The sequence below is a fragment of the Laspinema olomoucense D3b genome (genome assembly GCF_025370785.1).
Lineage (GTDB): Bacteria > Cyanobacteriota > Cyanobacteriia > Cyanobacteriales > Laspinemataceae > Laspinema > Laspinema olomoucense.
Genome location: NZ_JAMXFA010000023.1, coordinates 1 through 9,808, shown reverse-complemented (window position 1 = coordinate 9,808; position 9,808 = coordinate 1). Strand labels below are relative to the sequence as shown.

Genomic DNA, 9,808 nt, shown 5'->3' with positions numbered 1-9,808 from the left:
CGATATCAATATCAACATCACGGGGCGATCGCAGAAACCGACCTAAAATTAATTGAATATTATCCGGGAAATTAAGGATTCTTAGAGGGTCCGAATCACGCTGAACTTTAGGCGGTGCGATCGCCTTTAAATGAAAGCCATTTTCATCCGGACATCTGGGTACAACCCTTTCATATCCATCTGAGTGGCCTTTTTCAGGGTAGCAATACCCTGCTCCTCGCAGAGTTTAAAAAGTGAAGCTAATTCCTAACTGGGGTTTACTTAACTGAGGCCGTATTTTTCATGAGGCTAGACTAGCTCACTGCCGGAGCAGCCACCAACTGGGTTACCCCTCTATTCAGATTGTAACAGTGGGATTGACTCGGAGAGACCGAGAGTTCATTGACTCGCTGAATCACATCCAAAAAGTCTTTTACCTCGGAGGGACTGCGCAGAATAAAAACTCGTTTATCTCCACAACATTGATCTATTTTTTCCCGGACCAAGGAACGCTCTTGTTTCATATAGTTCCAAGTCTGCCTTAACCCTTCTAAAAACCCATATTCTTGTATATTTCCCGGGTAATTACTTAAGAAAAATCTCCGCAATTTACCCTCGGGTTGAAATACTCTTTTTAACCGTCTCCACAGACAAACATTCTGGGATAAGTCTAACCAGATAATTGTATCAGCAGCAGCAAAACGTCGCTCGTAAATAAAATCTGGATTCGTAGGATCTCCATTTCCTTCGATAATCCAAGCCGGTTGTTGAAGATAGCTTTCTAAGCGGCTTTTGCTCGGAGATTCCATTGTCACACTCTCTGCCGCTTGGGCCAGGATAGCATCGGCATGAATGACCTCTACATTCACAATTGAGCAGAGGTGATGAGCGAGGGTGGTTTTTCCCGATCCTTTAGGACCGATAATTGCTATTTTTTTCATGTTTCTATTATTCATGAATTTGGTGGTGGCCTCAGTTAGTAAGTTTAAGTTTAGTTTAAGATTTAGGGAAGGATGATCTACCTAATAGCATAGATTTTTGGGATCTGTCGGTAGGAATCGGTGAGAGGGGAGATAACTCCGAAAATCAATTTATAATTAAGTTAGGAATCCCCGTACTCCTTGAGAATTAATTAACTTTCTTAATGACTGAGTTAGAGTTTACTAATTACATGAATTATTCAGGAATCCTCACCTCTCTAATTAGGAAGAATTAAAGTTTTCCCTAATCCTAAAACTGGCGTATAGATCTATAAATTTAGAGACAAAACTTCAAAAATTTGGGGATCCGGGGAAGAATAGGCTCCCACTGGCATCTTCAAACCCCAGTTGTTAGCTATGGTAAAGCCTATTTGGGTATTTGGTAATCTACCCAAATACATATCTCCGTATATTCCGCAGGTCGTAGCTACAAGCCGGAATACCCCAGAAGTTCAAAAGTCTTTGGAGAGTGGATGGGACAGGCTTCCCTCGTCCTATCTAGGTTTCAGGTACTTAGACCCCGATGCCATTGACGGCTTTATGATGGCATCTATCTGTGGAGTTAGTTTAACTGAAGAGGCCACTATTGTGAATCTATCTAATTATAGATTTGTTAAGATATCTGTATTTTTACGGAGTCTAGCCCCAGGGGGAAAGAGGGAAGGCATGGGGGATCTGCTGACAAGTCAGGATTTTTTGGCCCCACAGGCGGATTGAGACAGCCTCGGGTCCCCTCTTCTGTGTCTTAGTGAGGGCGATAGGACCCCAAAACATCCAGTTTACTCTCTCTGATTGAGAGCAGTGTTCATAAAAAACCTAGGGCATCATTACAGTAGTGGGAAGACAAACCGGGTTTCTGTACAAAATTTGGGCTGACTTCGTAACTTGCTTTGGGCCCGAAACCGGGTTTTTTGTCCTGGGGATCTAAAACTGTACCAAGTCTTAGACGGGTAAGATCGGGGAGACTGGAGAGAGGGTCTCGGGGCGGGAGTTCATAAAATTTAACAATCAGCGGATGAGGAGTGGGGAGAATTTTGGAAAGGGAGCGGGTATGGATGGCGATCGCCCCGCAGGATCGAGAAACACCAAAGGGGAACCGCGATCGCAGGCGATCGCCCGTAGCATTGCCCCCAGAATTACCCCAGACAACCGCAGGCTCTGCCCCCCCTGAGCCCCGCAATTGCACCGATCCCCACCGCCAATTCCAGGCAAGTAGTGCGGTAGTCTATATTGAAGTACCGTATTCGGCATAAGCCACGCAACCTCAAGATTATGACCTCTACTGTTTCCGGTCCTCCCCTCACGGTTCATATTGGATCGAGAAAAAGCCAATTGGCTTTAGTGCAAACCCATTGGGTGCAAGAACAACTCCAAAAACATTTTCCCGATCGCCGGTTTGAAGTTCATACCATGAGCACTCAAGGAGACATCATCCTCGATGTCGCCCTTGCCAAAATTGGGGATAAAGGACTGTTCACCAAAGAATTAGAAGTCGGAATGCTGCAGCGAGAAACCGATCTCGCCGTCCATTCCCTCAAGGACCTCCCCACCAATCTACCGGAAGGACTAATCCTCGGATGCGTCACCGAACGGGAAAACCCCGCTGATGCTCTAGTAGTCCATGAGAAACACAAAGATAAGCAACTAGAGACCCTCCCGCCAGGGGCCGTGATTGGCACCTCTTCCCTGAGACGTCTAGCCCAGTTGCGCCATCACTATCCCCATTTGGAGTTTAAAGACATTCGGGGAAACCTGAACACGAGATTAGCCAAACTGGATGAAGGACAGTATGACGCCATTATCCTCGCCGTCGCCGGATTACAAAGACTGGGAATGAGCGATCGCATTCATCAAGTCATTTCCCCGGAAATCTCCCTCCATGCCGTCGGACAAGGCGCACTCGGCATCGAATGCCGCGCCAACGACCCGGACATCCTGGAACTGATTAAAGTCCTGGAACATTGGGAAACTGCTCAACGCTGTTATGCAGAACGGGCCTTTTTACGCAGACTGGAAGGGGGTTGTCAAGTCCCGATCGGGGTCAATACCCTGATTCAAGACAACAACCTCACCTTAACTGGCATGGTTGCCAGTCTCGATGGCAAGCGACTCCTCAAAGAGAAAATAACGGGTCCTGCCACCGAAGCAGAACAACTCGGCATCCAACTCGCCGAAACCTTGCGTCAAATGGGTGCTCAGGAAATCCTCGATGAAATCTTTGCTCAAATTCAGCGCAGTTAATCCAGGGAAGGGAGAAATTTTACTGGGAGAGTGCGGGTAAGTACCTTGATCCAGTGAATTTTAGTAGAGACGCTGCTATTGAATGCGTCTCTACTTCACCCTTGAGATCGGAGTATCCAAGACTTCCAATGACTCATTCCAATAACCCCTTTGCCACTGCGCTACAGTTTACCCTCAAATGGGAAGGCGGGGCCGGACACCCGCAGGACCTCGCTGGTGCCGTCAATCGCGGGATTAGCCAAGGTACTTATGATACCTATCGTCGCAACAAAGGCTTATCGCTTCAAGCGGTCCGCTTGCTGAGTGACTCAGAACTGGAAGAGATTTATTTTCACAGTTACTGGAAACTCTCCAAAGCGGATTTGATGTGTTTGCCCTTGAGTATCGTGCATTTCGATACTGCGGTCAATTTTCATGTTCCGGGCAGCATTGAATTTTTACAAGAAGCGATCGGCGGCTTAAGCATTGATGGCAAATTTGGCCCGAATACCCAACGCGCTTTAGAGAAATACAACAATTTGGAAACGGCTAAACGGTATTGTCATTGCCGGATTGCCTATCGTCATCAGCAGGTTAAAGCCAATCCTAGTCAGGAGATATTTTTAGAGGGATGGTTACGCCGCGATCGCGATTTACTCGCCTATATTGAGCAATGGGTTCAATCTGCCACCGGAACGCCACCACAGAAATCTCCTAGCTTCTCCTCCGTCCCGCCATTGCCGGATAAAACGCCAGTGCAGGAACCCCCAACCCTGGACAAATCCGAGCAAAAATCAGAAGAAGTCTTTAAGAAACTCCAGCAGGCGATCGCCTTGCTGCAAGATGTCGTCGATACCCTCAAAACCACCCGATAGCCGTCATCTCCCCAGCGCCACCCCTAAAGCATGGACCTCCTCGCGGTCCCATTTTTGATCCAAACATCTCTTCCCTGTCCCAGATTTAGGATACCCCTCCACAGGTATGATGGCGGTACGGATAATTTAAGGGAACTACGCGAGTGAAGTTAAAAATATTATTTGTTGCCGCAGAAGCGGCTCCCATTGCTAAAGTGGGTGGCATGGCAGATGTCGTCGGGTCCTTGCCTAAAATTCTCAGAAAGATGGGACATGACGTCCGCATCTTTCTTCCCTACTACGGCTTTCTCCCGGATAAAATGGACATTCCCGAGGACCCCGTATGGTCCGGCTATGCCATGTTCCAGGATTTCTCCGTCTATGAAAGCGTCCTACCCGGAACCGATGTTCCCTTGTATTTATTTGGACATCCCTCGTTTATGCCTCGGCGGATTTATGCCGGGGAAGATGAAGAATGGCGGTTCACCCTGTTTTCCAATGGTGCAGCAGAATTTGCCTGGAACTACTGGAAACCCGATTTAATCCATTGCCACGATTGGCATACCGGGATGATTCCAGTCTGGATGCATCAATCCCCAGATATTGCCACGGCTTTCACGATTCATAATTTAGCCTACCAAGGACCTTGGCGCTGGAAGTTAGAACAGATGACCTGGTGTCCCTGGTATATGCAGGGTCATAATACAATGGCCGCAGCGGTGCAATATGCTAATTTGGTGAATACCGTTTCTCCCACTTATGCTGAGCAAATTAAAACCCCGGCTTATGGCGAAACCCTAGAAGGGTTAATGTCTTTTATCAGCAGTAAATTAGTTGGAATTGTCAACGGGATTGATACGGATTCTTACAATCCCGAAACCGATAAATATCTGCAGCAAAATTTCACCGCTGAAACCATCGAAAAACGGAAGGCAAATAAGATTGCTCTGCAAGAAGAAGTCGGTCTGGAGGTGAATAAAAAAGCCTTCTTGATTGGGATGGTAACCCGATTGGTAGAGCAAAAAGGTTTGGATTTGACCATTCAGATCCTGGACCGATTTATGGCTTATACCGACTCCCAGTTTATTTTGCTTGGGACTGGCGATCGCAACTATGAAACCCAAATGTGGCAACTTGCGACCCGCTATCCCGGACGCATGGCAACCTATTTACTCTACAATGATTCCCTCTCTCGTCGCATCTATGGCGGAAGCGATGCCTTCCTAATGCCGAGTCGCTTTGAACCCTGTGGAATCAGTCAATTATTAGCCATGCGCTATGGTTGTGTTCCCATTGTTCGTCGCACTGGGGGTTTAGTGGATACCGTCAGTCACCATGATCCCGTCACCAAGCAAGGGACAGGTTACTGTTTCGATCGCTATGAAACCTTAGACCTATTTACCTGCATGATTCGCGCCTGGGAAGGCTATCGGTATCAGGATTATTGGCAACAACTCCAAATCCGAGGGATGCAGCAGGACTTTAGCTGGAATAAATCCGCCAAAGAGTATGTCAAGATGTATCATTCCATCTATGGCATTACCGAAGACCCCGACGACGCCCTAGAAGCGGCAGAAACCGCTCAAGCCTAGGCGATGATTAGATGATGAAATAGCCCTGACTATAAAAACTGAAATAAGCCGGGTTTCTGTTGCTGATTGATGGCTTTCTTTGCCACAAAGTTGACAAGAAACCCGGTTTATAACCGTTAGATTAACGACGAAACCCTAGAGAATTTGAGAGATTACCGCCCTAAAATTTGAGCGCGGATGAAATCTTCGGGATTTTCTGCTACCCATCCCTCCGCAGAAGTGGCGCGAACTTCAAAATGGAGATGGGGTTCAGTGCTGTCAGGATTGCCGGAGTAACCCACCCGGCCAATTTGTTGAGACTGCCGTATCTGTTCACCGAGAGTAACAGAAATTTCACTTAAATGGGCGTAGCGAGTTTGTTTACCCCCGGCATGATTAATCACGATGAGATTACCATAAGCACCGCGATCGCCTGCAAAAACAACCACCCCATTATCCCCCGCTAAGACTGGGGTTCCGATCGCCGCCTTGTAATCAATCCCACTATGAAACGTCGGTGCTCCACTGCCGGAATTTAACCGCGTATAGCCAAATCTTAAAATCGGTTCTGCCTCTACCGGAAGGGGATACCCAGGAACTGGATTCACAGTCGGGTCTACAAAGGATGTGACAGTTCCAGACCCTTCGGGATTTGTACTCGACCAGATGACTCCGGGAACAAAAACCACCAGCGGAGGGGAAACTAAACAGCCATTATTATCAAAAATTGCTGCTGCAGGTATCTTATAAATTGCTTCTAAGTCGGTCCAACTTTGTCCCGGTTGTACCCGCACCTCTATCCCATCAAAAGGAGCAATCCGAATGGTTGTTCCCACCGGCGCTAAACCGCTTTGTAGAGGCGGATTCATCCCCATGAGGGTTTCGGGTTTCAGTTCATATCGGGCGGCGATACTTTCCACGGTTTCACCGTTGGCAATCTGATGACGTTGAATGCGATCGAGTGCCGGAAGTCCCAACATTGCCGGACAATTATTCGTCTGCGGTTCAGTATTGGCCGTGGCACTCCCGGGAGTCAAGGTTAGGGAGAGAAGGGTAGGCAAGAAAATCAGCCAGCGGGATAACATCATAGCAATTCCAGGGTAAATATAGAGAGTGAACCCTATCTCAAAGTTCAGGCTAATTTCGGAAAATCAAGGTTTTTGGCTCGATTTTAACATGATTTTTTAGCCACGGCACTCCCTCAGTCGGTTCCCATTCCCCTACTCCCGTTCTTGATAACCCATCAACGCTGTTATTTTCCGATCCTTAGAAAATGTTAGAAATTGGGGTAGTTTAAGCGGTCCAAATACTAACAATCCCGTCCGAATGACTCGAACGGGATTGTTTATTATGTAGATTATTAAAAAGGCCAAGGGCCTGTCTTATGAACACCTGAAACGGTGCGGTTTGTTATGGTTCTACTCTATCTAAATCTTGGGGTGAAGATTATCCCCCTTTGGATAGAACTGAATGAACCAGCAGAGAGAGACTGGTTGGAGGAGGCCCCAGGATTGTTGCCAGTCAAGGGCTGGATTCAAGCTAAAATCCCGGCAATCATGCCCGCGAGTAAGACAAATCCGATCCAAACATTTTGACCAAAAATCTGGCCGTAAGTGGTTCTAGGGAGGTCTTCCTGGCGCAGTTGGAGATATTCCCAACTCCAAAACAGGACCGCGATCGCCACGGCAACCCAAAAGGGAAAGCTCAGATTTAACCGCATCCCTTCCCAAATCAATAATCCAGCAGTTGCCAAAAAGAAGACGCCGACAGCTTCAGCGGCCCGATCGCCAAAAAATAAGGCGCTGGAGTTCACCCCCAACCGGCGATCATCCTCGCGATCGCTCATAGCATACACCGTATCAAATCCCAAGGTCCATAACACCGTGGCCCCCCATAAAATCCAGGTGGAGGTCTCTAAGTGAGATGCTGCTGCACTCCAGCTAATTAGCACCGCAAATCCCCAAGCAATGGACAAAACCAACTGAGGTACTGGAAACACTCGTTTCGCTAGGGGATAGCCAATAATTACCGGGACTGCCGCTACAGATAAGCCAAAACTGAGGGGATTGAGATACAGTGCTAGAATCCCTGCACAAACAAAAGCCACTATTGCGACCCCAATCCCAATTTTGATAGACAGTTCGCGGGATGCCAAAGGGCGATCGCGCGTGCGTTCCACTTGCGGATCAATATCCCGATCCCACAGATCATTCACCACGCAACCGGCGGCACTGGTTGCCAAAGACCCTAAAATAATCACCCCAACCAGAAGTACCGGGGGCGTTCCTTCCGCCGCCAAAAATACGGCCCACAGCGCCGGAATCATTAAAATCAGGCGTCCGGCAGGTTTATTCCACCGTAACAGCCGAATAACCGCTTGCCAGGTTGGTTCGCTTGGGTTGGGTTGTGACGTCACCATTACATTTACTTAAATTAATTCGCGATAGGTTTCACTAATACGATATCGTTATCTTGGGTTCAACAGTGGAATCGATCCCTAACCCCGGGATATCGGTTGGATGCATTCTCGTCATCCAGAGCGAAAATTTGTCAATGCCTTAATCAGCAACCTCCGGGGATCTTGACCAATCCGACACAAAGGATGCAATATTTGCCTCTTTGACCGGGGATATTCCTCAATTCCGGTTCGATTCCGGCTTGCACCCCAGCCTTAGTCATGCATCACCGCCTTAATTTCCTGGAGGGAAAAACAATGACCTTGAGCAAATCCGTTCCCATCGTGAGGATTCCGGATCCCGAGGTGGGGAAACAACATATTCTCGCTGCGATCGATATGGGGACGAACTCCCTGCACATGGTGGTTGTCAAAATTGACCCTACCCTACCGGCCTTTACGATTATGACCCGGGAAAAAGAAACCGTGCGTCTGGGCGATCGCGATATCAAAACCGGCCACCTCAAACCGGAAGTCATGGCACGTACCTTATCCGCGCTGCGACGCTTCCAGCAACGCGCTAAGAGTCTCAATGCCGAACAAGTGGTGGCGGTTGCCACCTCTGCCATGCGCGAAGCCCCCAATGGACGGGATTTTCTCAAGGAAATCGAAACTGAACTGGGACTACAGGTCAGTTTAATTTCCGGACAGGAAGAGGCGCGCCGGATCTACCTCGGCGTTCTCTCCGGGATGGACTTTAATGAAGAACCCCACATTATTATTGATATTGGGGGCGGTTCTACGGAACTCATTTTAGGGGATGGTCATGAACCCCGTTTTCTGAGTAGCACGAAAATTGGGGCAGTGCGTCTGACGAGTGAATTTATTACCACGGACCCAATTAGTAACAGCGAGTTTGACTTTTTGCAAGCTTACATTCGGGGGATGTTAGAACGTCCCGTGGAGGAGTTACAAGCGCGGTTGTACTTGGATGAACAGCCTCGGGTGGTGGGGACCTCGGGAACCATTGAAACCCTCGCTGTGGCGATCGCCCGGGAAAAACAGGGACTTGAACCCTCTCCCCTAACTGGATATCAATTCAAATTAAAGGACTTATCTGATTTTGTCCAACGCTTGCGCAAACTTTCCTACAATCAACGGTTAGCCATTCCGGGGATGTCGGACAAGCGCGCTGAAATTATCCTCCCTGGGGCTTTAATTTTGCTCGAAGCGATGACTTTGTTGAAGATGGATTCCCTCACCGTCTGCGAGCGATCGCTCAGGGAAGGCGTCATCGTTGATTGGATGCTCACCCACGGGTTAATTGAAGACCGTCTGCGCTATCAGAGTTCCATCCGGCAACGCAGTACCCTGAAAATTGCCCAAAAATACCACGTTAATCTGGACTCGGCCGAACGAATTGCTGGATTTGTTCTGACCCTATTTGATCGCACCCAAGGCTTACTCCATGACTGGGGTTTAAATGAACGAGAATTACTCTGGTCAGCCGCAATTTTGCATAACTGCGGCATTCATATCAGTCATTCGGCTCATCACAAACACTCCTACTATCTGATTCGCAATGGAGAGTTGCTGGGATATACAGATACAGAGGTGGAAATCATCGCTAATCTCGCCCGCTATCACCGCCAAAGTGCGCCGAAGAAAAAGCATGATAATTATCGGAATTTGACCAGCAAGCAACATCGCAAAATGGTGAGTCAATTGAGTGCGTTGTTACGCTTGGCTGTTGCCCTCGACCGCCGCCAAGTTGGGGCGATCGCCCAGCTCGGTTGCCGCTATTTCCCC

The 9,808-nt window shown here is 48.2% G+C and carries 8 protein-coding genes; 4 read left to right on the top strand and 4 right to left on the bottom strand.

Going from position 1 to position 9,808, the window contains the following annotated elements; all coding sequences use genetic code 11:
- Positions 1–293: 293 nt before the first annotated feature.
- The gene (locus NG792_RS17205; protein ID WP_261197131.1) at positions 294–920 is read right to left on the bottom strand and encodes a P-loop NTPase family protein; all 627 of its coding nucleotides are present in this window, start codon (positions 918–920) and stop codon (positions 294–296) included.
- Between the two features lie 1,047 nt (positions 921–1,967).
- Positions 1,968–2,108, bottom strand: a complete 141-nt coding sequence (locus NG792_RS17200; RefSeq protein WP_261197130.1) for a hypothetical protein — start codon at positions 2,106–2,108, stop codon at positions 1,968–1,970.
- Positions 2,109–2,231: 123 nt separating this feature from the next.
- Here NG792_RS17200 and hemC point away from each other — a divergent pair, with 123 nt between their 5' ends.
- From hemC to glgA, 3 genes are all read left to right on the top strand, one after another.
- Positions 2,232–3,200 carry a hydroxymethylbilane synthase gene (gene hemC / locus NG792_RS17195; protein WP_261197129.1) on the top strand — a complete coding sequence of 323 codons (969 nt, stop codon included), beginning with the start codon at positions 2,232–2,234 and terminating at the stop codon, positions 3,198–3,200.
- Between the two features lie 128 nt (positions 3,201–3,328).
- On the top strand, positions 3,329–4,054 hold the full coding sequence (locus NG792_RS17190) for a glycoside hydrolase family 108 protein (RefSeq protein ID WP_261236192.1): 726 nt from the start codon (positions 3,329–3,331) through the stop codon (positions 4,052–4,054).
- Between the two features lie 143 nt (positions 4,055–4,197).
- The gene (gene glgA / locus NG792_RS17185; protein ID WP_261236191.1) at positions 4,198–5,625 is read left to right on the top strand and encodes a glycogen synthase GlgA; all 1,428 of its coding nucleotides are present in this window, start codon (positions 4,198–4,200) and stop codon (positions 5,623–5,625) included.
- A gap of 152 nt (positions 5,626–5,777) precedes the next feature.
- Here the strand turns inward: glgA and NG792_RS17180 are convergent, their stop codons facing one another.
- Positions 5,778–6,692, bottom strand: coding sequence for a peptidoglycan DD-metalloendopeptidase family protein (locus NG792_RS17180; RefSeq protein ID WP_261236190.1), 915 nt, complete (start codon positions 6,690–6,692; stop codon positions 5,778–5,780).
- Positions 6,693–7,138: 446 nt separating this feature from the next.
- Positions 7,139–8,023, bottom strand: a complete 885-nt coding sequence (locus NG792_RS17175) for a 4-hydroxybenzoate solanesyltransferase (RefSeq protein ID WP_261236189.1) — start codon at positions 8,021–8,023, stop codon at positions 7,139–7,141.
- 294 nt (positions 8,024–8,317) lie between these two features.
- On the opposite strand from NG792_RS17175, the gene NG792_RS17170 reads away from it, so the two are divergent.
- On the top strand, positions 8,318–9,808 hold a 1,491-nt coding region (locus NG792_RS17170; protein WP_261236188.1), incomplete at its 3' end, for a Ppx/GppA phosphatase family protein.

What these genes read in the sequence shown, in the direction of transcription:
- hemC (WP_261197129.1), top strand. Translation starts at nt 2,232, where the DNA reads ATGACCTCTACTGTTTCCGGTCCTCCCCTCACGGTTCATATTGGATCG.
- NG792_RS17190 (WP_261236192.1), top strand. Translation starts at nt 3,329, where the DNA reads ATGACTCATTCCAATAACCCCTTTGCCACTGCGCTACAGTTTACCCTC.
- NG792_RS17205 (WP_261197131.1), bottom strand. Translation starts at nt 920, where the DNA reads ATGAAAAAAATAGCAATTATCGGTCCTAAAGGATCGGGAAAAACCACC.
- NG792_RS17180 (WP_261236190.1), bottom strand. Translation starts at nt 6,692, where the DNA reads ATGATGTTATCCCGCTGGCTGATTTTCTTGCCTACCCTTCTCTCCCTA.
- NG792_RS17175 (WP_261236189.1), bottom strand. Translation starts at nt 8,023, where the DNA reads ATGGTGACGTCACAACCCAACCCAAGCGAACCAACCTGGCAAGCGGTT.